The sequence below is a fragment of the Streptomyces sp. genome, assembly GCF_036566765.1.
In the GTDB taxonomy this organism is placed as follows: Bacteria; Actinomycetota; Actinomycetes; order Streptomycetales; family Streptomycetaceae; genus Streptomyces.
Genome location: NZ_DATCVQ010000661.1, coordinates 1 through 23133, shown reverse-complemented (window position 1 = coordinate 23133; position 23133 = coordinate 1). Strand labels below are relative to the sequence as shown.

At 73.6% G+C, this 23133-nt stretch carries 20 protein-coding genes and 1 pseudogene; 10 read left to right on the top strand and 11 right to left on the bottom strand.

Features of this window, described 5'->3' with window-relative positions:
- Positions 1-161: 161 nt before the first annotated feature.
- Both VIU94_RS38450 and VIU94_RS38445 read left to right on the top strand, forming a co-directional pair.
- Positions 162-938: a GNAT family N-acetyltransferase gene (locus VIU94_RS38450; protein WP_331919200.1), complete on the top strand. Its 777-nt coding sequence runs from the start codon at positions 162-164 to the stop codon at positions 936-938.
- Complete coding sequence (locus VIU94_RS38445) at positions 935-1972, top strand: lysophospholipid acyltransferase family protein (RefSeq protein ID WP_331919198.1); 1038 nt, start codon at positions 935-937, stop codon at positions 1970-1972. Before VIU94_RS38450 ends, VIU94_RS38445 begins: the two co-directional genes overlap by 4 nt.
- Here the strand turns inward: VIU94_RS38445 and egtD are convergent.
- Genes egtD through egtA form a run of 4 tightly spaced genes read right to left on the bottom strand, consistent with a single transcriptional unit; the run spans position 1959 to position 6278 of the window.
- Complete coding sequence (egtD, locus tag VIU94_RS38440; protein WP_331919196.1) at positions 1959-2924, bottom strand: L-histidine N(alpha)-methyltransferase; 966 nt, start codon at positions 2922-2924, stop codon at positions 1959-1961. The genes VIU94_RS38445 and egtD overlap by 14 nt on opposite strands.
- Positions 2921-3679, bottom strand: a complete 759-nt coding sequence (gene egtC, locus VIU94_RS38435) for an ergothioneine biosynthesis protein EgtC (protein WP_331919194.1) — start codon at positions 3677-3679, stop codon at positions 2921-2923. The genes egtD and egtC overlap by 4 nt, the downstream gene beginning before the upstream one ends.
- A complete protein-coding gene (gene egtB, locus VIU94_RS38430) occupies positions 3679-4995 on the bottom strand; it encodes an ergothioneine biosynthesis protein EgtB (RefSeq protein ID WP_331919192.1) in 1317 nt (438 codons plus the stop codon). Before egtB ends, egtC begins: the two co-directional genes overlap by 1 nt.
- Entirely contained in the window at positions 4992-6278 is a 1287-nt protein-coding gene (gene egtA, locus VIU94_RS38425) for an ergothioneine biosynthesis glutamate--cysteine ligase EgtA (RefSeq protein WP_331919190.1), read from the bottom strand. Before egtA ends, egtB begins: the two co-directional genes overlap by 4 nt.
- Before the next feature lie 160 nt (positions 6279-6438).
- On the opposite strand from egtA, the gene VIU94_RS38420 reads away from it, so the two are divergent.
- Positions 6439-7311 (top strand): TIGR02452 family protein, encoded by an 873-nt coding sequence (locus tag VIU94_RS38420; RefSeq protein WP_331919188.1) that lies wholly within the window; start codon positions 6439-6441, stop codon positions 7309-7311.
- Here the strand turns inward: VIU94_RS38420 and VIU94_RS38415 are convergent.
- Positions 7296-7721 carry a type II toxin-antitoxin system PemK/MazF family toxin gene (locus tag VIU94_RS38415; RefSeq protein WP_331919186.1) on the bottom strand — a complete coding sequence of 142 codons (426 nt, stop codon included), beginning with the start codon at positions 7719-7721 and terminating at the stop codon, positions 7296-7298. The genes VIU94_RS38420 and VIU94_RS38415 overlap by 16 nt on opposite strands.
- Positions 7722-7813: 92 nt before the next feature.
- Here VIU94_RS38415 and VIU94_RS38410 point away from each other — a divergent pair, with 92 nt between their 5' ends.
- The 5 genes from VIU94_RS38410 to VIU94_RS38390 all read left to right on the top strand — a co-directional run bounded on the left by VIU94_RS38410 (position 7814) and on the right by VIU94_RS38390 (position 14070).
- On the top strand, positions 7814-8845 hold the full coding sequence (locus VIU94_RS38410; protein WP_331919184.1) for an MsnO8 family LLM class oxidoreductase: 1032 nt from the start codon (positions 7814-7816) through the stop codon (positions 8843-8845).
- Positions 8846-8855: 10 nt separating this feature from the next.
- The gene (locus VIU94_RS38405) at positions 8856-11264 is read left to right on the top strand and encodes an ATP-binding cassette domain-containing protein (protein WP_331919182.1); all 2409 of its coding nucleotides are present in this window, start codon (positions 8856-8858) and stop codon (positions 11262-11264) included.
- Between the two features lie 127 nt (positions 11265-11391).
- Complete coding sequence (locus tag VIU94_RS38400) at positions 11392-12204, top strand: CPBP family glutamic-type intramembrane protease (RefSeq protein ID WP_331919180.1); 813 nt, start codon at positions 11392-11394, stop codon at positions 12202-12204.
- A gap of 1 nt (position 12205) precedes the next feature.
- Positions 12206-13474, top strand: coding sequence for a sensor histidine kinase (locus VIU94_RS38395; RefSeq protein WP_524540661.1), 1269 nt, complete (start codon positions 12206-12208; stop codon positions 13472-13474).
- Complete coding sequence (locus VIU94_RS38390; RefSeq protein ID WP_331919176.1) at positions 13426-14070, top strand: response regulator transcription factor; 645 nt, start codon at positions 13426-13428, stop codon at positions 14068-14070. The genes VIU94_RS38395 and VIU94_RS38390 overlap by 49 nt, the downstream gene beginning before the upstream one ends.
- A gap of 6 nt (positions 14071-14076) precedes the next feature.
- Here the strand turns inward: VIU94_RS38390 and VIU94_RS38385 are convergent, their stop codons facing one another.
- The 3 genes from VIU94_RS38385 to VIU94_RS38375 are packed head-to-tail and all read right to left on the bottom strand — an operon-like array spanning position 14077 to position 17496.
- On the bottom strand, positions 14077-14826 hold the full coding sequence (locus VIU94_RS38385) for a succinate dehydrogenase/fumarate reductase iron-sulfur subunit (RefSeq protein WP_331919174.1): 750 nt from the start codon (positions 14824-14826) through the stop codon (positions 14077-14079).
- A complete protein-coding gene (locus VIU94_RS38380) occupies positions 14823-16769 on the bottom strand; it encodes a fumarate reductase/succinate dehydrogenase flavoprotein subunit (RefSeq protein ID WP_331919172.1) in 1947 nt (648 codons plus the stop codon). Before VIU94_RS38380 ends, VIU94_RS38385 begins: the two co-directional genes overlap by 4 nt.
- Before the next feature lies 1 nt (position 16770).
- Positions 16771-17496, bottom strand: coding sequence for a succinate dehydrogenase (locus VIU94_RS38375; protein WP_331919170.1), 726 nt, complete (start codon positions 17494-17496; stop codon positions 16771-16773).
- 72 nt (positions 17497-17568) lie between these two features.
- Between VIU94_RS38375 and VIU94_RS38370 the strand changes: the two genes are divergently transcribed.
- On the top strand, positions 17569-18471 hold the full coding sequence (locus VIU94_RS38370) for a LysR family transcriptional regulator (protein WP_331919168.1): 903 nt from the start codon (positions 17569-17571) through the stop codon (positions 18469-18471).
- Between the two features lie 35 nt (positions 18472-18506).
- Here the strand turns inward: VIU94_RS38370 and VIU94_RS38365 are convergent, their stop codons facing one another.
- The 3 genes from VIU94_RS38365 to VIU94_RS38355 all read right to left on the bottom strand — a co-directional run bounded on the left by VIU94_RS38365 (position 18507) and on the right by VIU94_RS38355 (position 22689).
- Positions 18507-20681 (bottom strand): putative bifunctional diguanylate cyclase/phosphodiesterase, encoded by a 2175-nt coding sequence (locus VIU94_RS38365; protein ID WP_331919166.1) that lies wholly within the window; start codon positions 20679-20681, stop codon positions 18507-18509.
- Positions 20678-21490: an SAM-dependent methyltransferase gene (locus VIU94_RS38360; RefSeq protein WP_331919164.1), complete on the bottom strand. Its 813-nt coding sequence runs from the start codon at positions 21488-21490 to the stop codon at positions 20678-20680. The genes VIU94_RS38365 and VIU94_RS38360 overlap by 4 nt, the downstream gene beginning before the upstream one ends.
- Before the next feature lie 233 nt (positions 21491-21723).
- Positions 21724-22689, bottom strand: coding sequence for an SCO0930 family lipoprotein (locus VIU94_RS38355; RefSeq protein WP_331919162.1), 966 nt, complete (start codon positions 22687-22689; stop codon positions 21724-21726).
- 209 nt (positions 22690-22898) lie between these two features.
- Between VIU94_RS38355 and VIU94_RS38350 the strand changes: the two are divergent.
- Positions 22899-23133: pseudogene (locus VIU94_RS38350) on the top strand (hypothetical protein); the annotation flags it as partial.

Below are 23133 nucleotides of genomic sequence, written 5' to 3'. Positions count from 1 at the left end.
CCCCGGCCTCGCGCGTCCACCCGGGCATTCAGCCGTCGCACATCCGCGTGCCCCCGCCCCGTCATGTCGAATCCAGCCGGTCACGGAAGAAGTAAGGAGCCGGGCCGCCTCACCTGGGTGGTCCGCCCCCACCGTCCGCTCCGTACGCCGGAGGATCAGACATGTCCGTATCGTCCGTAGTCGCCGTCGCTCCGCCCACCGACGCCGAACCCCGGTACGTGGTCTCCATAGCTCGCGACCAGGAGGAGGTGCGTGCCGCGCAGCGGCTGCGTCACCTGGTCTTCGCGGGCGAGATGGGCGCTCGGCTCGACGGCCCCGAACCCGGTCTCGACTCCGACGCCTTCGACGCGTACTGCGACCACCTGCTGGTCCGCGAGGAGTCCACCGGCGAGATCGTCGGCACCTACCGGGTTCTGCCGCCCGACCGCGCCGCCGTCGCGGGGCGCCTCTACTCCGAGAGCGAGTTCGACCTCTCCCGGCTCGCTCCCCTCCGGCACGACCTCGTCGAGGTCGGCCGCTCCTGCGTCCACCCCGCGCACCGCAACGGCGCCGTCATCGCCCTCATCTGGGCCGGGCTCGCCCGCTACATGACCCGTACCGGCCACACCTGGCTGGCCGGCTGCTGCTCGATTCCGCTCGCCGACGGCGGGGCGCTGGCCGCGGCCACGTGGGACACCGTCAAGGCCAAGCACCTCGCGCCGGAGGAGTACTGGGTCACCCCGCACAAGCTCTGGTCCCCGGACGGCATCGCCCGCCCCGAGGGCCGCACCGAGCTCCCGCCGCTGCTCCGCGGCTACCTGCGGCTCGGCGCGTGGGTCTGCGGCGCCCCGGCGCACGACCCCGACTTCGGCGTCGCCGACCTGTACGTACTGCTGTCGCTGCGCAACACCAACCCGCGCTACCTGCGGCACTTCCTCTCGCTCGCCCCCGTGCGATGACCACCGCGCCCCCCGGCCCCGCCCCGTCGGCCGTCTCGCCGTGGCTGCCGACCGCGCCGTGCACCCCCGGCCGGTGCGCCGCCCATCCCGGTCCCGGCGCACCCGCCGTCGGGCCGGTACGGGCGGCCGCCCGGCTGGTCGCCGGCCTGGCCGTCGTCCTGCTCGGGGTGCTGTGCGCGCCGCTCACGGCCCTCGTGCCCGGCGTGGCGCGGACGGTGCTGATACGGCTCTGGGCGCGGGCGGTGCTGCGCGCCTTCGGCGTACGGCTCCTGGTCCGCGGCCGTCCGGCCCCGGCGGACGGGCCGCTCCTGGTCGTCGCCAACCACGTCTCCTGGCTGGACATCCCGCTGGTCGCGGCCGTGCTCCCGGGACGGATGCTCGCCAAGAAGGAGATCCGGGAGTGGCCGCTGCTCGGCGGGCTCGTCGCCCGCGGCGGCACCCTCTTCATCGACCGGGACGGGCTGCGGGCCCTGCCCGGAACCGTCCGGCGGATGGCCGGAGCGCTCTCGGGCGGGGCCCGGGTGGTCGTGTTCCCGGAGGGCTCGACGTGGTGCGGCCGCGCCCAGGGGCGCTTCCGTCCGGCGGCCTTCCAGGCGGCGCTCGACGCCGGCGCGACGGTCCAGCCGGTCCGGCTCGCCTACACCCCCCACGGCCCGGCGGCCTTCGTCGCCGACGACTCCCTGGCCGCCTCCCTCCGCCGAATGGCCCGCGCCCGCGGCCTGACAGCCGAGCTCACCGTCCTCCCCCCGATCCCGCCCTCAGCCGACCTGGACCGCCGCACCCTGGCGAGGGCGGCGGAGCACGCGATCACCGGCCACCGGCGCGAACCGCGGGCCGCCCGGCCGACGCCGCGGACCAAGACGCCCGCAGCAGCCACCGTGCCCGCCTCGCCTCCTGTACCGGCTCCGACGCCCGCGCCCGGCGGGACGGCCGTACCGGGCCGGACGCGGGTGCCCGCTCAAGGGGGCGTGGCCGTCGCGTCGCCCGCGTCGGCCTCCGCCCCAGCCGCCCCCACCCACCTCACCGCGCCGTAGCCAACGACAGCGCGAATCTCCCTTCCCGGTCCGTCCACCACTGCGACAGTTCCAGGTCCGCGGCCGCCAGCTCCTTCCGCACGCCCTCCTGACGGAACTTGGCCGAGACCTCCGTGCGCATCTCCTCGCCCGCCGCGAACGGCGCGACCAGGTCCAGTTCGGGGACCTTCACGGTCAGCGCGTGGCGGGCTCGGAGGCGCATCTCGATCCACTCGTGGTCGCGGTCCCAGCGGGCCACGTGGTCGAAGTCGGCGGGGTCCACGTCCGCGCCCAGTTCCCGGGCGAGTACCGACAGCACGTTCTTGTTGAACTCCGCCGTCACCCCTGCCGCATCGTCGTAGGCGGCGACCAGCGTCGCCTCGTCCTTGACCAGGTCCGTGCCCAGCAGGAGCGCGTCCCCGGGGGCCAGGACCTCCCGTACCGCCCGCAGGAACGTGCGGCGCTCCGGCGGGAGCAGGTTGCCGATCGTGCCGCCGAGGAAGGCGACGAGCCGCGGGCCGGGCGAGGCGGGCAGCACCAGGCCGCGGGTGAAGTCGGCGATCATCGCGTGGATCCGCAGCCCCGGCCGCTCCTCGAGCAGCGCCTGCGCCGCCCCGGTCAGCGCGGACGCGCTCACGTCCACCGGGACGTACGTGTCCAGGGCGGGCAGCAGCGCGTCGATCAGATACCGGGTCTTCTCCGACGAGCCGGAGCCGAGCTCCACCAGCGTGCGGGCCCCGGTCTCCGCCGCGATGCGCGGGGCGCGGTCGATCAGGATCTCCCGTTCCGCGCGGGTCGGGTAGTACTCGGGCAGCCGGGTGATCTCCTCGAACAGCTCGCTGCCGCGCGCGTCGTAGAACCACTTGGGCGGCAGCTCCTTGGGCATACGGGTCAGCCCGTGCAGCACGTCGGCGCGCAGGTCGGCGTCCGTCGCGTCCTCGGGAAGGGTGCGGGTCAACTGGAACGGGCTCACGGGGACGGCTCCTTGAGCGGGGAGAGAAGGACGTCGGCACGGGTGGCGGTCAGCAGGGTCCGGTCGGGCGTCTCGCGCCAGCCGGGGTCGTCGTCGTACGGCTCCGAGGCCACGGTCATGCTCCGCCCGGCGGGGTCGGCCAGGTACCAGAGCGTGTCCCCCCAGGCGGTGGCGTGGATCGCCGTCCCGTCGGTGAGCAGCAGGTTCAGCCGCGCCCCGGGCGCGGCGCCGGCCACCGCCCGCACCGCGTCTACGAGCGCCCGCCCCGGCTCGTCGCCGGACCGGAGCCGGTGCAGGACGAGTGCCCAGACCAGGGCGGAGTCGGTCCGCGCCTCCAGGGCCAGCAGCTCGGCGGCCGGCAGCTCCGCGGCGGTCGCGGCGAGCGACTCCGGCCAGCCCGGCACCGCTCCGTTGTGGCTGAAGAGCCAGGGCCCGGCGGCGAACGGCGCTGCTGCGGCCTCCCCGTCGGCGCCGCGCAGGGTGGCGCTCCGGACCGCGGCGAGCAGCGCGCCGGAGCGCACCACGCGGGCCAGGTCGGCGAAGGACGGGTCGGCCCAGATCGGAACGGCCCGGCGATAGCGCGCCGGGACCGGGTCGCCGTCCGCGTACCAGCCCACTCCGAACCCGTCCGCGTTCACCGTCCCGTACCGCTGCCGGCGCGGGCTCCAGGACTGCCGCAGCAGTGCGTGCGGCGGATCCGACAGGACCGCGCCGAGCGTTATCGGCTCGCCCACGTAGGCGATATGACGGCACATCAGGCAGGCTCCGCGTCCCGTGCGGTCCGGAAGCCGGAGAAGATCTGGCGCCGTACCGGCAGGTCCCAGTTGCGGAAGGTCCCGCGGCAGGCGACCTGGTCGACCGCGAACGAGCCGCCCCGGAGCACCTTGTGCGCGTCGCCGAAGAAGACCTCCGAGTACTCCTTGTACGGGAAGGCCCTGAACCCCGGGTACGGCAGGAAGTCGCTCGCCGTCCACTCCCACACGTCGCCGATCAGCTGCCGGACGCCGAGCGGCGAGCGCCCCTCCGGGTAGCTGCCCGCCGGGGCCGGGCTCAGATGCCGCTGCCCCAGGTTGGCGTGCGCGGGCGTCGGGTCCGCGTCGCCCCACGGGTAGCGCCGGGAGCGGCCGCTCACGGGATCGTGCCGGGCGGCCTTCTCCCACTCGGCCTCGGTGGGCAGCCGGCGGCCCGCCCAGCGGGCGTAGGCGTCCGCCTCGTACCAGCTGACGTGCACGACCGGCTGGTCCTCCGGTACGGGCTCGTCGACCCCGAACCGGCGGCGCAGCCACTGTCCGCCGTCCTTCCGCCAGAACAGCGGCGCGGCGATGGAGTGCTGACGGATCTGGGCCCAGCCCTCCGGGTGCCACCAGCGCGGGTCCGTGTAGCCGCCGTCCGCCATGAACCGCAGGTACGCGCCGTTGGCGACGGGCACGGTGTCGATGAAGAACGCGGGGGTGATCCGGGTGTGCGCCGGGCGCTCGTTGTCCAGCGCCCACGGCTCGTCCGAGGTTCCCATGGTGAACGGGCCGCCGGGGACGTGGACTTCGGTGGGCAGCAGATCGCCCGCGCCGTCCGCAGGCGGCGCGGGTGCGGTGAGCGCGGCCGGTCCCTTGCGGAGCTGATGGGTGATCAGCATCGTTTCGTCGTGCTGCTGTTCGTGCTGGGCGATCATGCCGAACACGAACGCGGACTCGACGAGCGGCCGGCCCTCCATCGCCGTGCCGTCCAGCACGTCGAGGACCCGGGTGCGGACGTCCGAGGCGTACGCGCGGGCCTCGGCGGGCGCCAGCAGCGGGAGCGTGGGGCGCAGCGCCCGGGGATGCTCGAAGGCGTCGTAGATCGAGTCGATCTCGGGGCGCAACGCGGCCCGGCCGGCGACCGCTCGCCAGAGCCACTGCTCCTCCTGGTTGGAGATGTGCGCCAGGTCCCAGACCAGTGGGGACATCAACGGCGAGTGCTGCGCGGTGAGTTCACCGTCGTCCACGCAGTCGGTGAGCAGCGAGGTGCGGTTGCGGGCGGTGAGCAGGGCGTCCAGCGCGCGCTGTCGCAAGGTCGTCTCGTCGACCGTCGTCATGACAGCACCTCCCTCGCGTCGGTGACGTCGTCGGCCGGACATCGGCCCCGGGCGACATAGCGGTCGTGGAACGCGGCCACCTTGTCCTGCACCGCGGTGGTCGCGCCGATCCTGGGCAGCGCCTCGATGGCGGCCTCGAAACAGGTGAGCGCCACCGCGTGCAGCTCCGGGTCGGCCAGGCCGTGCCGGGCCGCGTCCAGCCAGAGCCGGTTGCGCGGCGCGGGCGCCGGGCCCGCGAGCTCGGCGAGGGGCTTGACGGCCCGGTACACGGTCTCGGCGGCCTCCGGGTCGTCGAACATCGCCGTGGTCACCGCCACCGGCACCATCCAGCCGTCCGGGCCCGGCTGTGCGTCGATCATCCGCAGCTCCAGATGTCCGCGCGGCCGGACCGGCGGGAAGAGCGTGGTCAGGTGGTAGTCGAGATCGTCCATCAGCGGCGGCCGGGGCCGACCGGAGCGCAGCCACTCCCGGAACGACAGCCCGTCGGGCACCTCCCAGGGCCCCTCGTCGGCGCGGATGCACATCACCGGCGCGTCCAGCACATGCGCCGCCCAGGCGGCCCGCGGCTCCCGCTCCGGCGACGGCGCGAGCCCGCGTACGGGGTCGAGCTCGGCCCAGAACGCCTGCCGGGTCGAGCGCCAGCCGGTGCGCCGGCCGCCGTGCACCGGCGAGTTCGCGAAGGCCGCCACCAGGACCGCGCCCAGCAGGTGGGCCAGCTGCCAGCGGCGGTGATGGCCGAGCGGCCCGGGCTCCTCGTGGCCGGCGTCCAGGCAGATCTGGACCGCCGCCGAGTCGCACATCATGGCCCGCCCCGACGACCCCGAACGGTTGAGCGAGGCCTCCATCGCGTCGTACCGGGGCTCGTGCAGGATCCGGTCGCGGGGCGCGTGCCAGGGGTCGACGCCGTAGCCGTCCAGGGCCAGACCGAGCGGCTGCAGGGTCCGCCGTACGACGGCCAGGTCGGCCGCCAGGACGTCCAGGCACTCCATGAGGGAGGCGGCGGGCGGTGAGCTGAGCTCCAGCTGGCCGCCGGGCTCGAAGGTGAGCGCTGAGACCAGGGCCTGCTCCCGGACGGCCGCGACGGCGGCGGCGAGCCGGGGCGGGGGGACGGGGAGCTGCGGCAGCGGCCGCTCGTGTATCAGCCACTCCAGCTCGACCCCGACCGTGCGGGGCGGGCCGGTCTTGAAGCAGATGCAGCGCAACAGGTCCTCCGCCTCGTCCTCGGTGAGCGGTCGGTCCTGCGCGCGCTGCGATGCACCGGCGGTGCGGTCGCCAGGCGACATTTCGGATCCTCCTGTCGAAGGCTCTGCCTCCACCTAAAGCCACCGCCGTGACCCCTGCAAGAGCGCCCCGGCGCCACCCGGCGTGCCCGGTGGCCCTCTGCCCGGTCGTCAGCGGCCAAAACCCTTTGCCGGCGAATGCGGAATCGATCATGCTGCGGGCATGAGCGCACGACTGCGGGCCATCGCACGCGAGACCGAGGAGATCGTCGAGGCGGGCCGGTACCGGGCGCCCGAGGGCGGGTGGGTGTCGATCGAGGCCGAGCTGACGGCCGCCCTGGACGGCACCCGGCTGTACGGCCCCGAGCCCGTCCCCGTCACCCCGGACACCGACCGGACCACCCGCTTCGAGGTCACCGACGAGAGCAGCCTGGCCGCGGCCCACCGGCTCACCCGGACCGGCGCGGAGCCGGTCGCGGTGCTGAACTTCGCCTCGGCCCGCAACCCCGGCGGCGGCTACCTCAACGGCGCGCAGGCCCAGGAGGAAGCGGTCTGCCGGGGCTCGGCGCTCTACACGACGCTGCTGCGCGCCCCCGAGTACTACGCGCACCACCGGGCCGAGAGGGACGCCTTCTACACGGACCGGGTGATCCTCTCGCCCGGCGTGCCCGTCATCCGCGACCACCGCGACCGACTGCTCGACGCTCCGTACACGGTCGGCTTCCTCACGTCACCCGCGCCCAACGCGGGCGTCGTCCGCCGCCAGACGCCCGATCTTGCGGACCGCATCCCGGCCGTCCTGGCCTCGCGCGCCGAACGGGTCCTGGAGACCGCGGTGGCCGGCGGCTACCGACGCCTGGTCCTGGGGGCCTGGGGCTGCGGGGTCTTCATGAACGACCCGGCGGTCGTCGCCGGGTCGTTCCGGGCCCTGCTCACCGGCGACGGGCGGTTCGCCGGCCACTTCGACGAGGTGGTCTTCGCGATTCTGGACCGCGGCCGGGAGCGGACGACGGCGGCCGCGTTCCAGGGGATCTTCGCCGCGGAGACGGCTGCGGCGCGGACCGCTCCCGGCGGAACGGATCAGGACCAGCCGTAGCGCTCGATCAACCGCGCCACCACCCGGTCGAACCGCGGCCGGTCGAGCGCGCACGCCTCGCGACGCATCCCGTCCGCGCGGACCCGCAGCACCCTGTCCAGGTCCACCCAGGACTCCCGCCGCGCACTGTCCCATGCCCCACTGCCGATCGGCACCCACACCCGGTCGTGATCGTGCCGCTTGCTGGACAGCTGCACGGCTAGCAGGGTTCCGGCCGCCTCGCGGGCCACCACCAGGACCGGCCGGTCCTTGCCCCGGCCGTCGTTCTCCTCGTACGGCACCCAGGTCCAGACGATCTCGCCGGGATCCGGGTCCCCGTCGGGGTCCGGCGCGTACGAGGTGCGCACCGGCCCGACCTCGTGCGGATCGGCCTCGGTGGTGGAGTGCGGGAACTGCGCGTAGGTCGTCATGCGGGCGAGGGTAGGGCCTGGGAGCCGAGTCGCGCCGCCGCCCACGTCGCGCCCCATGGGAACACCTGGGCCGGCCGGGCGTTGAACCGTACGTGAGCTCTGTCATCGCGGGTACCCGCTTCTCCGTTCTCGACCGCTCCCGGACCCGCGAGGGGCAGGACGGCGCCCAGGCGCTGCGCGACACCGTGCGGCTGGCGCAGGAGCTGGAGGGGCTCGGTTACCACCGGTTCTGGGTCTCCGAGCACCACAGCGTGCCGGGGGTCGCCGGGTCCGCGCCGACGGTGCTGGCCGCCGCCGTCGCCGCGGCCACCCGGACGATCCGGGTCGGCACCGGCGGCGTGATGCTGCCGAACCATCAGCCGATGGTGGTGGCAGAGCAGTTCGGCGTCCTGGAGTCGCTCTTCCCCGACCGGATCGACATGGGGCTCGGCCGCTCCGTCGGGTTCACCGACGGCATCCGCCGGGCCCTGGGCCGGGACAAGGAGGACGCCGGGCGCTTCGCCGAACAGCTCGACGAGCTGCTCGGCTGGTTCGACGGCACCCAGCGGGCGCACCCCCAGGTGCACGCCCGTCCGGCCGAGGGCCTGCGCGTCCCGCCGTACGTGCTGGCCACCGGCGAGGGCGCGGCGATCGCGGCGGCGGCCGGGCTGCCGCTGGTCGTCGGGGATCTGCGCGGCCGCGCGAGGATGCTGGCCGCGATCGACGGCTACCGGGCGGCGTTCCGCCCGTCCGCGTGGGCCGAGGAGCCCTATGTCGTCGTGTCGGGCACGGTCGCGGTCGCCGACTCCGAGGCCGCGGCGCATCGACTGCTGCTGCCGGAGGCCTGGTCGCTGGCGTACTCACGCACCCACGGGGTCTTCCCGCCGCTGCTGCCGCCGGAGCGGATCGAGGCGCTGACGATGACGGAGAAGGAGCGTGAGTTCTACGAGGCGGGGCTGCGCGGTCATCTGTACGGCACCGGGGAGCAGGTGGTCGACGCGCTGGCGGAGCTGGTGAAGGAGAGCGGCGCGCAGGAGGTGCTGGTGACCACCAGCACGTACGACCAGGCGGCGCTGCTGGACTCCTTCCGGGGCCTGGCGCGGGCGGTGGGGCTCCCGGCGGCCGGGGCGGATCTTCCGGCCTAGACTCGGGGAAATGCACGGCACTGCCCCCCAGGCCACTCCCCCGCGCGGCACTGCCCCCCAGGCCGCTCCCCCGCCCGGCACCGCCCCGCACGACCCCTTCGTCCGGGTGCGCGGCGCCCGCGAGCACAACCTGCGCGACGTCGACGTGGACCTGCCGCGCGACGCGCTCACCGTCTTCACCGGGGTCTCCGGCTCCGGCAAGTCCTCGCTCGCCTTCGGCACCGTCTACGCCGAGGCGCAGCGCCGCTACTTCGAGTCGGTGGCGCCGTACGCGCGGCGGCTCATCCACCAGGTCGGCGCGCCCCGGGTCCGGGAGATCACCGGGCTGCCGCCGGCCGTCTCGCTGGAGCAGCGCCGCTCCGCGCCGAACGCGCGCTCCTCGGTCGGCACGGTCACCACGCTGTCCAACTCGCTGCGCATGCTGTACTCGCGGGCCGGCGACTACCCGCCGGGCGCGCCCCGGCTCGACTCGGACGCCTTCTCCCCCAACACCGCGGCCGGCGCCTGCCCCGAGTGCCACGGCCTGGGCCGGGTGCACACGACGAGCGAGGAGCTGCTCGTCCCCGACCCGTCCCTGTCGATCCGCGAGGGCGCGATCGCGGCCTGGCCCGGGGCGTGGCAGGGCAAGAATCTGCGGGACGTCCTGGACGCCCTCGAGTACGACGTCGACCGGCCGTGGCGTGAGCTGGACGCGAAGGACCGTGAGTGGATCCTGTTCACCGACGAGCAGCCGGTGGTGACGGTCCATCCGGTACGGGAGGCCGGGCGCATCCAACGCCCGTACCAGGGCACGTACATGAGTGCCCGGCGGTACGTGATGCACACCTTCTCCGACTCGAAGAGCGCCACGCTGCGCGCGAAGGCGGAGCGGTTCCTGACGAGCGCGCCGTGCGCGGTGTGCGGGGGCGGGCGGCTGCGACCCGAGGCGCTGGCGGTGACCTTCGCGGGGCGGACGATCGCGGAGCTGGCGGGGCTGCCGCTGACGACGCTCGCGGAGCTGCTCGGCCCGGCGGGGGACGGCGACGAGACGGCCCGGGTGCTGACCGCGGACCTGGTCGCCCGGATCGACACGGTGACCGAGCTGGGCCTGGGCTATCTGAGCCTCGACCGCGCCACGCCGACGCTCTCCAACGGCGAGCTGCAGCGGCTGCGGCTCGCCACGCAGCTGCGGTCCGGGCTGTTCGGCGTGGTGTACGTCCTGGACGAGCCCTCGGCCGGGCTGCACCCCGCCGACACCGAGGCGCTGCTCGTCGTCCTGGACCGGTTGAAGGCGGCCGGCAACACGGTGTTCGTCGTCGAGCACCATCTGGACGTGGTGCGGCACGCGGACTGGCTGGTGGACGTGGGCCCGCGGGCCGGGGTGCACGGCGGCCGGGTGCTGCACAGCGGCCCGCCGGACACCCTGGCCTCGGTCGCCGAGTCGGCGACGCGCCGCTTCCTCTTCGACCGGGCGCCACGGCCGCCGCGCCCGGTGCGGGAGGCCGCAGGCTGGCTGCGCACCGGCCCGATCACCCGGCACAACCTGAGGGGCCTGGACGCGGCCTTCCCGCTCGGCGTGCTCACGGCGGTGACCGGCGTCTCCGGCTCGGGCAAGTCCACCCTGGTGGGCGCACTGACCGACCAACTCCCTGACATCGACCGGGTGGTGACGGTCGATCAACGCCCGATCGGCCGTACGCCCCGCTCCAACCCGGCCACCTACACGGGCCTGTTCGACGTCGTGCGCAAGCAGTTCGCGGCCACGGACGAGGCCCGGGAGCGCGGTTACAAGGCGGGGCGGTTCTCGTTCAACGTGGCGGGAGGGCGCTGCGAGACATGCACGGGCGAGGGCTTCGTCTCGGTGGAGCTGCTGTTCCTGCCGAGCACGTACGCCCCCTGCCCGGACTGTCACGGCGCCCGCTACAACGCCGAGACCCTGGAGGTCCGGCTGCGCGGCCTGACGATCGCCGAAGTCCTGGACCTCACGGTGGAGTCGGCCGCGGAGTTCTTCGCCGACACCCCGGCAGCGGCCCGGATCCTGCGCACCCTGCTCGACGTCGGCCTGGGCTACCTCCGCCTCGGCCAGCCCGCCACAGAGCTGTCGGGCGGCGAGGCCCAGCGCATCAAGCTCGCCGCCGAACTCCAGGCGCTCCGCCGCACCCCCACCCTGTACGTCCTCGACGAGCCGACGACCGGTCTCCACCCGGCGGACGTGGAGGTCCTGATGACCCAGCTGAACGCCCTGGTGGACACCGGCCACACGGTCGTGGTGGTGGAGCACGACATGGACGTGGTCGCCGCCGCCGACTGGGTGCTCGACCTGGGCCCGGGCGGCGGCGCGGACGGCGGCCGCATCGTCGCCGAGGGCTCGCCGACGGCCGTGGCCGCCGCGCCGGGGAGCCGCACCGCCCCGTACCTGGCCCGCGCCCTCGGAGGGTGAACTCCGCTGGGGCCGGGGTGTACCTAGGTGCACCCCGGCCGGGCAGCCGGCCCCAGGGACCGGGACCGCGCCGGGCGGCAGAGTCGACGGCGACGGACACGGAACCGAGCGACGGGGAGGCCGCGGCATGCGGGTGCGGGGATGGAAGGCGGAGACGGGGGTGTTCCTCGGCGTCGCGTTCGTGGCGGCGGGGGCCTTCGGGGCGGTGCAGCCGGCGACGGGGGTGCCGCCCGAGGTGGTGCAGCTGACCCAGTTCGGTCCGGCGGCGGGGGTCCTCGCGGTGGCGCTCCTGTGGCGGTCGCGGATCCGGGCCCGGCTGGCGGGGGCGCTGCCCGGGCGCGAGTCGCCGCGTGCGTCCGGGGCGGAGCGCGCGGCGCGCCCCGGGGTGCTGCTGCTCCTGACGGCGCCGCTGATCATCGCCCTCGCCGCGGGCGGGTACGCCTGGTGGTCGGGCGGCCCCGTGTTCACCGATCCGCGCACCCTGGAGCACTCGTTCGCGCTGATCGCGGCGGCGCAGCTGGTCGGTGCGTGCGGGGAGGAGATCGGCTGGCGCTGTCTGCTCCAGCCGATGCTGGCGGAGCGGTTCGGGCCGCTCGCGGCGTCCGTCCTGGTGGGTGTGGTGTGGGGGGTGTGGCACGTGGGCGTGTTCGCGCAGGCGCCGGCGTACGCGGCCGGATTCCTGACGGCGACGGTGGCGATGTCGGTCGTCCTCGGGCTCGCCCTGGAGCGGATGCGGTCCGGCCGGCTGCTGCTCGCGGGCGGCTTCCATGCCCTGGTCAACCTGGGGATGCTGCTCTTCATGGACGAGGAGTCCGGGGCGGTGGCGCCGATGGTGCTGTTCGGTCTCGCGTGTCTGGTGGCGGCGGCGCCGTGGGTGCTGCGGGCGGTGGGCCGCACGTCTGCGGATACGATCGACGCGGCGCGACGGAGCGCGCTCTGACATGGGGGAACGACGGGTGGGGAGAGGACGAGGCGCCTGGATCGCCCTCGGGCGATGCCAACTGCTCTCCCTGAGCGCCCTCGTTCTCCCTCTGTACGGCGGACTCGTGGTGGGCGCACTGCTCCTGCTGCCCGTGGGCCTCGGCTTTCCGCTGCTTCCGCCCGCGGCGTCGGCTCTGCGCCGGCGCTCCGACCGGCAGCGGGCCCGAGCCGCCGGCTGGTCGGGCCCGGCCGTCAGCGCGCCCGAGCCGCTCCCCCGCACGGCCCGGGCGATCCTCGGCGACGAGGGGTTCTGGCGCGACGTGCGCTGGGCGTGGTGCGAGCCGCTGACGGGCGGGCTGCTCGTCGCGGTCCCGCTGTCGCTGTTCTGGTACGGGGTGTTCGGCGTGCTCGTGCAGCCGTTCGTCTGGCGGCTGTTGGGGGACGGCAACTGGTACGCCTTCGTGCCCGTCCGGTCTCCCGCGACGATGCTGGCCGCCTTGCTCCTCGGCGCCGGGTTCGTCGCGTCCGCGGCGGCCCTCGCGCCTCGGACGCTCGCCGGGCACGCCCGCTGGAGCCGGTGGGCGCTCTCCGTCCCGTACACGACCGAACTCGTCCGCAGGATCGACCACCTCACGGGCACCCGGGCCGACGCGCTCGACGTCCAAGCGGCCGAACTGCGGCGCATCGAGCGGGACTTGCACGACGGGGCGCAGGCACGTCTGGTGGCGCTCGGGATGACCCTGGAGGAGGCGACCCGGCTTCTGGACAGCGATCCGGCGGCGGCCCGTGCGCTGCTCGTCGAGGTGCGGGCGGCTTCGGAGCGGGCCCTGCAGGACCTGCGGGAGCTGGTCCACGGCATCCTGCCGCCGGTGCTCGCCGACCGGGGGCTCGGCGACGCGGTGCGCTCGCTGGCGCTCGACAGTTTCCTGGACGTCCAGGTGGACGTCGCCCTGCCGCCCGGTCGGCTCCCGGCGGCCGTGGAGTCCGCCGCCTACTTCGCGGTCGCCGAACTGCTCGCCAACGCAGCCAAGCACTCCGGCGCCCGGGAGGTCCGCGTCGGCCTCGGCCACCGCGACGGCGTGCTCCGGGTGAGCGTCGCCGACGACGGCCGGGGCGGCGCCGAGGCGTCCCGGGACGGCGGCGGGCTGACGGGTGTGCGGCGGCGGCTGCGCGCCTTCGACGGAATCCTCGCTCTGCACAGTCCGCCGGGCGGACCCACCCTCGCGACCCTGGAGATACCGTGCGCGTCGTCCTCGCCGAAGACCTCTTCCTTCTCCGGGACGGGCTGACCCGAACCCTCAAGGAGCACGGCTGCGAGGTGGTCGCGGCCGTGGACAACCATCCGGCACTGGTGCGCGCGCTGCGCGACGAGCGGCCGGACGTCGCCGTGATCGACGTGCGGCTGCCGCCGGGCTTCACCGACGAGGGCCTGCGGGCCGCGCTGGACGCCCGCCGGGAGCGGCCGGGTCTGCCGGTCCTGATCCTGTCCCAGTACGTCGATCAGCTGTACGCGCAGGAGTTGCTGGCCGGCGGGGAGGGGGCGGTCGGCTATCTCCTGAAGGACCGGGTGACGCACACGGCCCAGTTCGTCGACGCGGTACGGACGGTCGCCGCGGGCGGCACGGTCCTCGACCCGCAGGTCGTCGCCCGGCTGCTGGCCCGCAGCGACGCCCGCGGGAACACCGCGCCGCTGAGCCCGCGTGAGCACGAGGTCCTGAAGCTGATGGCCGAGGGCCGCTCGAACGCGGCGATCGCCCACGCCCTCCACGTCAGCGAGAGCGCGGTCGCCAAGCACACCGCGAGCATCTTCGCGAAGCTGCGGATCGAGCCGTCCGCCGACGACAACCGGCGGGTCCTCGCCGTGCTCGCCCACCTCCGCCGCTGAGGCCCGTCAGGAGCGGCGGGCCTTGCGGTTCGCCCTGAGCCATTCGCGGTTCATGGCCGCGATCGACGGCAGCGGGATGCCCTTGGGGCAGGCGGTGGCGCATTCGCCGGTCAGGGTGCAGCCGCCGAAGCCCTCCGCGTCCATCTGGGACACCATGTCGAGCACGCGGGTCTCGCGCTCCGGGGCGCCCTGCGGGAGGACGCTCAGGTGGTTGACCTTGGCGGAGGTGAAGAGCATCGCGGAGCCGTTCGGGCAGGCCGCCACGCACGCGCCGCAGCCGATGCACTCGGCGTGCTCGAAGGCGGAGTCCGCGTCGGCCTTGGGGACCGGGGTCGCGTGGGCCTCGGGGGCCGCGCCGGTCGGGACGCTGATGTAGCCGCCTGCCTGGATGATGCGGTCGAAGGCGGAGCGGTCCACGACGAGGTCCTTGACCACCGGGAACGCGGAGGCGCGCCAGGGTTCGACGTCGATGGTGTCGCCGTCGTGGAAGGACCGCATGTGGAGCTGGCAGGTCGTGGTCCGCTCGGGCCCGTGCGCGTCGCCGTTGATGACGAGGCTGCACGCGCCGCAGATGCCTTCGCGGCAGTCGTGGTCGAAGGCGACGGGGTCGTCGCCCTTGAGGATGAGCTCCTCGTTGAGGGTGTCGAGCATTTCCAGGAACGACATGTCCGGGGAGATCCCGTCCACCTCGTAGGTGGACATGGCGCCGTCGGCGTCGGCGTTCTTCTGCCGCCAGACGCGCAGGTTGAGCCTCATGCGTAGCTCCGCTGGGTGGGGTGGACGTATTCGAAGGTCAGGGGCTCCTTGTGGAGCGTGGGCGCGGCGCCGCCCGCGAACTCCCAGGCCGCGACGTACGAGAACGCCTCGTCGTTCCGGGCGGCCTCGCCGTCCGCGGTCTGGGACTCCTCGCGGAAGTGGCCGCCGCAGGACTCCTCGCGGTGCAGCGCGTCGAGGCACATCAGCTCGGCGAGCTCCAGGTAGTCGACGACGCGATTGGCCTTCTCCAGCGACTGGTTGAACTCCTCGCCGGTGCCGGGGACCTTGATGCGCTGCCAGAACTCCTCGCGGATCTGCGGGATCCGGGCGAGCGCCTTGCGCAGGCCCTCGTCGGTGCGCGCCATGCCGCAGAACTCCCACATCAGCTCGCCGAGTTCGCGGTGGAAGGAGTCGGGGGTGCGATCGCCGTCGACGGCCAACAGCAGGTTGAGCCGGTCCTCGGTCTCGGCGAGCGCGTCCCGTACGACCGGGTGCGTATCGGTGAGCGGCTCGGCCTGGGGGTGGCGGGCCAGGTAGTCGTTGATGGTGGAGGGAAGCACGAAGTAGCCGTCGGCGAGGCCCTGCATCAGCGCGGACGCGCCGAGCCGGTTCGCGCCGTGGTCGGAGAAGTTCGCCTCGCCGATCGCGAACAGGCCGGGCACGGTGGTCTGGAGGTCGTAGTCGACCCACAGTCCGCCCATCGTGTAGTGCACGGCCGGGTAGATCCGCATGGGCGTCTCGTACGGGTTCTCCGCGGTGATCCGCGCGTACATGTCGAAGAGGTTGCCGTACTTCTCCTCGACCTTGTCGCGGCCCATCCGCCGGATCGCGTCGGCGAAGTCCAGGTAGACGCCCTGGCCGCCGGGGCCGACGCCGCGGCCCTCGTCGCAGACGTTCTTCGCGGCGCGGGAGGCGATGTCGCGGGGCACCAGGTTGCCGAACGAGGGGTAGATGCGCTCCAGGTAGTAGTCGCGCTCGTCCTCGGGGATCTCGTTCGCCGGACGGGTGTCGCCCTTCGCCTTCGGCACCCAGATGCGGCCGTCGTTGCGCAGCGACTCGCTCATCAGCGTCAGCTTGGACTGGTGGTCGCCGGTGCGCGGGATGCAGGTGGGGTGGATCTGGGTGAAGCAGGGATTGGCGAAGTACGCGCCGCGCCGGTGGGCCCGCCACACGGCGGTGGCGTTGGAGTTCATCGCGTTCGTCGACAGGTAGAAGACATTGCCGTAGCCGCCGCTGGCGAGCACCACCGCGTCCGCGAAATGGGTGGAGATCCGGCCGGTGATCAGGTCGCGGGCGACGATGCCGCGGGCCCGGCCGTCGACGACGATCAGGTCGAGCATCTCGGTGCGCGGGTGCATCTCGACGTTGCCGGCGGCGATCTGCCGGGACAGCGCCTGGTACGCGCCGAGCAGCAGCTGCTGGCCCGTCTGGCCGCGGGCGTAGAAGGTACGGGAGACCTGGACGCCGCCGAAGGAGCGGGTGTCGAGGAGTCCGCCGTACTCGCGGGCGAACGGCACGCCCTGCGCGACGCACTGGTCGATGATCTCGACGGAGATCTGCGCGAGCCGGTGGACATTGGACTCACGGGCCCGGAAGTCGCCGCCCTTGACGGTGTCGTAGAAGAGGCGGTGGACCGAGTCGCCGTCGTTGCGGTAGTTCTTGGCCGCGTTGACGCCGCCCTGGGCGGCGATGGAGTGGGCGCGGCGCGGGGAGTCGGAGTAGCAGAACTGGACGACGTGGTAGCCCTGTTCGGCGAGCGTGGCGCCGGCGGAGCCGCCCGCGAGACCGGTGCCGACGACGATCACGGTGTGCTTGCGCCGGTTCGCGGGGTTGACCAGCTTGGCCTGGAAGCGGCGGGTGTCCCAGCGCTCGGCGACGGGCCCGGCGGGGGCCTTGGCGTCGGCGAGCGGCTCGCCCGTCGAGTAGTCGGTGTAATCGATCACGTCAGCTCACTGCTCCGGTCATGACGGCGACGGGTACGGAGACGAAGCCCACGGTCAGCGCGAGGGCGAGGCCGTTGGCGAGGAACTTCAGGAGCCGCTCGCGGCGCGCGTTGCCGACGCCGAGGGTCTGCGCGGCGCTCCAGAAGCCGTGCCGGACATGCAGGCCGACGGCCAGCATCGCGACGATGTAGACGACGTTGCCGTACCAGGTGGAGAAGGTGTCGACGACGTTCTGGTACGGCTTGCCCTCCTCGAAGCCGCCGGGGTGCACGGTCCCGGTGGTCAGGTCGAGCACGTGCCAGACGATGAAGAGGCCGACGATGATCCCGCCCCAGCGCATCGTGCGGGTGGCGTAGGAGGCGCGCTTGCGGCGGTGGACGTAGCCGGTCGGGCGGGCCTTGATGTCGCGGCGGCTCAGCTGGTACGCCGAGACGGCGTGGCCGACGACGGCGGCGAGCAGCACGATCCGGACCAGCCACAGGGCCCAGGAGTAGTGCAGGACCGGGGCGCCCATGACGCGCAGCCAGTGGCCGTAGGCGTTGAACTCCTCGGGGCCGAAGAAGACCTTCAGATTGCCCATCACATGGGCGACGAGGTAGCCGAGCATGATCAGGCCGCTGACGGCCATGACGGTCTTCTTGCCGATCGTCGACGCCCAGAAGCCGCCGGAGGGGCGTGGTGATCCTTGGGTGGACGGCCGTCGGTCCGTCCTGGTTGCCAGAGCCATGCCCCCGACGCTAGATCCGGAGGTCCCGAGAGGTCCAAGACATGGTCCGGCTGATCTCGATAGGCTGAGCCTATGCAGTTCCAGCAGCTCCAGTACTTCGTGGCCGTGGCGGAGACGCGGCACTTCACCCGGGCCGCCGAGCGGGTGCACGTCTCCCAGCCCTCGCTCTCGCAGCAGATCAGGGCCCTGGAGAAGGAGCTGGGGGCGGAGCTGTTCAGCCGGGCACGGGGGAACATCGCGCTGACCGACGCGGGCGAGGCGCTGCTGCCGCTGGCCCGGCGGATCCTCGCGGACACCGACACCGCCCGGCACGAGGTGCAGGAGCTGGTGCAGCTGCGGCGCGGCCGGGTCAGGCTCGGGGCGACGCCCAGCCTCTGTACGGGGCTGCTGCCGGACGTGCTGCGGGCCTTCCACGACCGGCACCCGGGGATCCGGCTGCTCATCGAGGAGGGCGGCTCGCACGATCTCGTACGGCAGCTGGCGCGCGGCGCGCTGGACCTGGCCCTCGTGGTGCTGCCGCTGCCGACGGCGTCACCGGCGCTGACGACGGTGGAGCTGTTCCGGGAGGACCTGGTGGCGGTGTCGGCGGCGACGGCCCCCGCGCCGGCCTCCGGCGGGCCGATGCGGATCACCGACCTGCGGGACCGGCCGCTCGTGATGTTCCGGCACGGCTACGACCTGCGGGACCTGACGGTGGCGGCCTGCCGCGCGGAGGGCTTCGAGCCGTCGTTCACGGTGGAGGGCGGCGAGATGGACGCGGTCCTCGGCTTCGTACGGGCCGGGCTCGGCATGGCGGTGGTCCCCCGCATGGTCGCCGACCGCGCGGCCGGCGACCTGCGCGTCACCCCGCTCGCCCCGCCCGGCCTGCGCCGCACGATCGCGCTCGCGCACCGCTCGGACGTGGCCCCGCCGCGGGCGGCCCGGGAGCTCCAGCGGATGCTCCTGGACACCCGGGGCGCGCCGGGCGGCCCCTAGGCCGCTCGGTCGCGCCAGACCGGGCCGGCCCCCGGTCAGACCGCGTCCGCCAGCGACAGCGTGTGCAGCCGGTCCGGCGGCCCCGGGCGCGCGTAGTACCAGCCCTGGGCGGTGTCGCAGCCGATCTCCCGCAGCTGCGCCGCCTGCGCGCCGGTCTCCACGCCCTCCACGGTCACGGCCAGCTCCAGGCTGTGCGCGAGCGCCACTATCCCCTCGACGATCTTGACGTCGACCGGGTCGGCGGGCTGCTGCTGCATGCTCCGGGTGAAGGAGCGGTCCAGCTTGAGCACGCTCACCGGCAGCCGGCGCAGGTTCGCCAGGTTCGAGTAGCCCGTGCCGAAGTCGTCGAGCGCGATGTCGACGCCCATCTCGGCGAGCTGCCGCAGCGGCTTGAGCAGGTCCTCGTCCGCGCCGATCAGCGCCGACTCGGTGAGCTCCAGGCAGAGCGCGCCGGGCTCCAGGCCGGAACGCTCCAGGACGTCGACGGTGTCGGCGACGAGCCTCGGGTGGTGCAGCTGGGTCGGCGACAGGTTGACGTTGATCCGCAGCGGGCCGCCGTCGGAGTGCCGGGTCTGCCAGAACCTGGCCTGCCGGACGGCCTCTTCGAGCACCCAGCGGCCGAGCGGCACGATCAGCCCGGTGTGCTCGGCGAGCGGGATGAACCGGTCCGGCCCGAGCACCCCGTGCTGCGGGTGGCACCAGCGGACGAGCGCCTCCGCGCCGTGCACGCTGCCGTCGCCGAGGTGCACCAGCGGCTGGTACTCGATGAAGAACTCGCCGCGCTCCAGCGCGGCCGGCAGCGCGGTGGTCAGCCCGTGCCGGGTGATCGCGCGGGCGTCCGCCTCCGCGTCGGCGAACTCGAACCGGTTGCCGCCCGCCGACTTGGCCCGGTACATGGTGATGTCGGCGCTGCGCAGCACCTCCGCCGGGGTGCGTTCGCCGGCCGGGCCCTCGACGATGCCGATGCTGCCGCGCACGGTGAGCTCGCGGCCCTCGATCCGGATCGGCGCGGCGAGCGCGTGCAGGATGCGGTGGGCGAGGTCGGCGACGCAGTCGGTGTTCTCCGTGGCGGTCGCGAGCGCGACGAACTCGTCCCCGCCGAGCCGCGCCACCATCTCGCCGGGCAGGGTCGCGCAGCCCTGCAGCCGGTCGGCGACCTCGACGAGCAGCCGGTCGCCGGCCGAGTGGCCGAGGCTGTCGTTGATGGCCTTGAAGCCGTCGAGGTCGAGGTAGCAGAGCCCGAAGCGGGTGCCGTCGGTCGGGCCGAGCGCCTTCTCCAACCGTTCGAAGAACAGGGTCCGGTTGGGCAGCCCCGTCAGCGCGTCGTGCGTGGCCTCGTACCGCAGCCGCAGGTTGAGCAGCCGGCGCTCGGTGGTGTCCTCCATCAGCGCGAGCTGGTACTGCGGGCGGCCCTCGGCGTCGCGCAGCAGAGAGACCGTCAGATTGGTCCACAGAACGGTGCCGTCGGTGCGGTAATAGGGCTTCTCCACGCGGTAGTTCTCGCGCTCGCCGCGGACCAGTTCGCCGTACAGCTTCCAGACGTGCGGGGCGTCCTCGGGGTGGCCCCAGTCCTGGACGTTGCGGCTGCGCACGGTGTGTTCGAGGCCGCCGAACATCCGGGTGAGGGTCTCGTTGACCTCCAGGACGTTGCCGTCGAGGTCGGCGATGCCGATGCCGACGGCCGCCCCGTCGAACACCGCCCGGAACCGGGTCTCGGTGGCGTGCAGGGCGATCTCGGCGGCGCTGCGGGCGGACAGCGCGGAGTGGGCGATGGCCTCCTGCTCTCTGAGGGTCCGCTCGCGCAGCGCTTTGGAGAAACCGGCGGCCATGGAGTGCTGGAGCCGCGCGCAGCGGGCCCGTGCCTCCTCGGATATCTGCCCGCCGTCCGCGCCGCAGTAGAGCACGAGGTACGAGTCGACGACGCCGAGGCTGCGCTGGAGCACCTCGGGGTCGGTGCAGTGGGCGGCGACGAGACCGGCCCCGGCGCGCTGCGCGGCGGCGGTGGCGGAGTGGTCGTACGTCCGCGCGTGCAGCGCGTCGCACAGTTCGCGGGCCAGCGGAAGCAGATGCTCCGCGACCTCGGCGCGGGTCAGCGACGTGGCGGTGACCGGGAAGACCGCCCGGCTCCAGATCGTCGTGAACCGACGGAGTCTGTCCTCCGGATCGTCCGGTTCCGCACCGGGTCCGGGGGTCTGCGGCGGCACGCTCACGCCTTGCGCCCCACCCCTGCGAAGCCGGAGAACGCGAAGGGATCCTCCTGGTCGAGGGGGCCTTCCGGGCGCCATCGCGGCATCGAGACCAGTCCGGGCTCGACGAGGTCCCAGCCGTCGAAGAAGGCGGCGATCTCCTCGCGGGAGCGCATCACGAGCGGGCTGCGGGTGTTGCGGTAGACGTCGACCGTGCCGGACGCCTGCTCCTCGGGGACGGGGACGCCCTCGTAGGAGGCGTGGGTGAGGACGAGGAGGCTCCCGGGGGCGAGGGCCTCGGTGAGCTCGGCGACGGCCCGGCGGGGGTCGTCCTGGTCCTCCAGGAAGTGCAGCACGGCGACCAGGAGCAGCGCCACCGGCCGGTCGAGATCGAGCAGTTCGCCGACCTCGGGGCTGCCGAGGATGTCGCGCGGCTTGCGCAGGTCGGCGGAGACGACCGCCGCCCCCTCGACGCCGTCGAGGACGGCGCGGCTGTGGGCGACGGCGACCGGGTCGTGGTCGACGTAGACGACCCGGGCCTCGGGGTCGGCCTGCTGGGCGACCTCGTGGACGTTGCCGAAGGTCGGTATGCCGGAGCCGATGTCGAGGAACTGGGTGACGCCCTCGTCCATCGCGAAGCGCACGGCGCGGCGCATGAACGCCCGGTTCGCCTGCATGATCTTGGGGAGTCCCGGCATGAACTCCATAGCCTTTCGGGCCGCTTCGCGATCGACCTCGAAATTGTGCGAGCCGCCCAGATAGAAGTCGTACATTCGGGACACGCTCGGCACCGAAATGTCGATGCCGGGCGGAGCCCAGGCGGGACGCTCCATCGATGTCTCCAACAAGTCGCCTCGGAGGTGCGGCCATGTGTTCGTGACCGGTGTTCGAAGCGAGGCTACTGATCGCCCGCCAAGAGAGCGAGTGGAAACGGAAATTAGCGGTCCGTTCTTGGTCACACACCATTGGCATGTGCGACCGACTCGCGCTCACGCATGGGCGATCGGCCCGCCCTCGCGCGTGGGGTGCGAGGACGGGCCGACGGGTCGGAAGCGCGGCGGGGGAGTTACTTGGGCGCTCCGACCAGCTTTCCCTGGGGCGAGACGGCGTACCATGTCCCGCCCACGCCCTGGCCGTTGGTGTCGCCGGGCGCCTCGTCACCGGCGAAGGTGTAGATCGGCCAGCAGTCGATGGTCTGCTGCTTGATGCCGTCGGGCCGGGCGAAGGTGACGAACCCCTTCTTGGTGATGCCCTTGGTGTCGTTCTTCTCCACCGGCGCGACGACCGGCCACTTCTCCAAGCAGGCCCCGGTGCAGGCCGTCTTCATGGGCCAGGCGGAATCCTTCTTGAAGCGGTAGACCGTCATTCCGCGGGAATCCACGACGATCTCGCCGAGCTTGGGGTCCTTGCGCACGGAGAGGCCGGCGAGGTCCGTTCCGGATTCCTGGCCGGAATCATTCCCTCCGCCTTCTCCGCCCGCCGGAGCGGCCTTCTTGCCGTCCGGTGCGGCGGCGAACCAGGTGCCGCCCACGCCCTGCCCGTTGGCGTCGCCGGGCTTGGTGTCCTTGGCGAAGCGGTACATCGGCCAGCCGCCGACCGTGAGCTGCTTGCTGCCGTCGGTCCGGGTCACCTCGCCGAGCAGCGAGGCGTCGATGCCGGCCGGCGGCTTGGCGCCGGTCGGGCTCACCACCGGCCAGGCCTTGGCGCATTCGCCCTCGCAGGTGGCCGTGGGCGGGCTCGCCGAGTCCTTGTCGAAGCGGTAGAGGGTGAAGCCCTCGGCGTCGGTGAGGACCTTGCCGAGCTTCTTGCCGTCCCAGACGGCCAGTTGACCCGCGGGCTTCGCCGCGCCGCCCGTCGAGCCCGAGCCGTACTCCCCCGAGCCGTAGCCCTCGCCGGGCGCGGCGGCCGGGTTGGCCGCTCCGGCGGGCGCTCCGCCCAGGCCCTGCTCCCCCTTGTCCTGGCCGCACGCCGTGGTCAGCGTGAGCACGGCCGCGGCCGTCGCTGCGAGCGAGATCTTCCGCCAGGTCTTCATGTCAACTCCCGTTCGATGAGTACCGGTTGTCGGCGGCCCCCGTGTGCCGCTCCTGGTCATGGGTACGGGCCGGACCCCCGGGTGTGCTCAACGCGGAACGAAAAAGTTTCCTGCGGCCGTCAAACACGGCGTCGCGAGATCCGCTCCATCCGGCGAATCCGAGGGCGTTCCGCTCCGCCTGGGGACGGGCTGTGATCATGCTCGACGGCGTGTCTGTGTACGTTTCACTCGTCTCGCGGCCGCTGGCCGCCGTGGCGCTGCTGTGGCTGCTCGCCGCCCCGGTCCCCGCCGCGGCCGACGCCTGCGCCTACGCCTCGATCGGGCCGGGCGGCTCGGACGTGGTCGCCAGCGCCGGGCCGGGCGCCGTCTGCAAGCCGACTCCGACCCCGAAGCCGCCGCCCGCGCCCACGCCGAAGCCCACCACCCCTGCGCCGCAACCCCCGC

What these genes read in the sequence shown, in the direction of transcription:
- VIU94_RS38450 (WP_331919200.1), top strand. Translation starts at nt 162, where the DNA reads ATGTCCGTATCGTCCGTAGTCGCCGTCGCTCCGCCCACCGACGCCGAA.
- VIU94_RS38445 (WP_331919198.1), top strand. Translation starts at nt 935, where the DNA reads ATGACCACCGCGCCCCCCGGCCCCGCCCCGTCGGCCGTCTCGCCGTGG.
- egtC (WP_331919194.1), bottom strand. Translation starts at nt 3,679, where the DNA reads ATGTGCCGTCATATCGCCTACGTGGGCGAGCCGATAACGCTCGGCGCG.
- egtB (WP_331919192.1), bottom strand. Translation starts at nt 4,995, where the DNA reads ATGACGACGGTCGACGAGACGACCTTGCGACAGCGCGCGCTGGACGCC.
- egtA (WP_331919190.1), bottom strand. Translation starts at nt 6,278, where the DNA reads ATGTCGCCTGGCGACCGCACCGCCGGTGCATCGCAGCGCGCGCAGGAC.
- VIU94_RS38420 (WP_331919188.1), top strand. Translation starts at nt 6,439, where the DNA reads ATGAGCGCACGACTGCGGGCCATCGCACGCGAGACCGAGGAGATCGTC.
- VIU94_RS38415 (WP_331919186.1), bottom strand. Translation starts at nt 7,721, where the DNA reads ATGACGACCTACGCGCAGTTCCCGCACTCCACCACCGAGGCCGATCCG.
- VIU94_RS38405 (WP_331919182.1), top strand. Translation starts at nt 8,856, where the DNA reads ATGCACGGCACTGCCCCCCAGGCCACTCCCCCGCGCGGCACTGCCCCC.
- VIU94_RS38400 (WP_331919180.1), top strand. Translation starts at nt 11,392, where the DNA reads ATGCGGGTGCGGGGATGGAAGGCGGAGACGGGGGTGTTCCTCGGCGTC.
- VIU94_RS38395 (WP_524540661.1), top strand. Translation starts at nt 12,206, where the DNA reads ATGGGGGAACGACGGGTGGGGAGAGGACGAGGCGCCTGGATCGCCCTC.
- VIU94_RS38385 (WP_331919174.1), bottom strand. Translation starts at nt 14,826, where the DNA reads ATGAGGCTCAACCTGCGCGTCTGGCGGCAGAAGAACGCCGACGCCGAC.
- VIU94_RS38375 (WP_331919170.1), bottom strand. Translation starts at nt 17,496, where the DNA reads ATGGCTCTGGCAACCAGGACGGACCGACGGCCGTCCACCCAAGGATCA.
- VIU94_RS38370 (WP_331919168.1), top strand. Translation starts at nt 17,569, where the DNA reads ATGCAGTTCCAGCAGCTCCAGTACTTCGTGGCCGTGGCGGAGACGCGG.
- VIU94_RS38360 (WP_331919164.1), bottom strand. Translation starts at nt 21,490, where the DNA reads ATGGAGCGTCCCGCCTGGGCTCCGCCCGGCATCGACATTTCGGTGCCG.
- VIU94_RS38355 (WP_331919162.1), bottom strand. Translation starts at nt 22,689, where the DNA reads ATGAAGACCTGGCGGAAGATCTCGCTCGCAGCGACGGCCGCGGCCGTG.